This window comes from Vibrio sp. Y176 (genome assembly GCF_033438945.1).
This window is the reverse complement of sequence record NZ_JAWOQS010001039.1, coordinates 1-545: the sequence shown is the minus strand read 5'-3', so window position 1 is coordinate 545 and position 545 is coordinate 1. Positions and strand designations below refer to the sequence as shown.

Sequence of the window (545 nt, the reverse complement as noted above, 5' to 3'; positions counted from 1 at the left end):
GAGCGAAGATGCCATCCTGATCACCACCAGCAGCATTGTTGCGCCACCTGTGTTCGATTTTCGCATGCGTTGTACCTACCGCTACCAAATCAACGCGCAAGGCCGTCTGAATGTGGAACTGAGTGGCGAGCGCTACGGCGACTACCCTCACGTGATTCCGGTGATTGGCTTGGATTTGGGCATCAACGGCAGCTTTGACCAAGTGAGCTACTACGGTCGCGGCCCAGAAGAAAACTACCAAGACAGTCGCCAAGCTAACCTCATTGATGTTTACCACAGCACCGTAGAAGACATGTTCGAGAACTACCCGTTCCCGCAAAACAACGGCAACCGCCAACACGTGCGCTGGGCATCGCTCACCAACCGTCATGGCACAGGGTTATTGGTGAAACCTCAGCAAGAAATCAACTTCAGCGCGTGGTTCTACACCAACCAAAATCTGCATGAAGCGCAACATACGATCGAGCTAGAAAAGAGTGGCTACATCACCCTTAACCTTGACCATCAAGTGATGGGGTTAGGCTCGAACTCATGGGGCAGCGAAG

At 52.8% G+C, this 545-nt stretch carries 1 pseudogene; it reads left to right on the top strand.

Annotated features, from left to right (window positions below):
* Nucleotides 1-545: pseudogene (ebgA, locus tag R7O13_RS30085) on the top strand (beta-galactosidase subunit alpha); the annotation flags it as partial.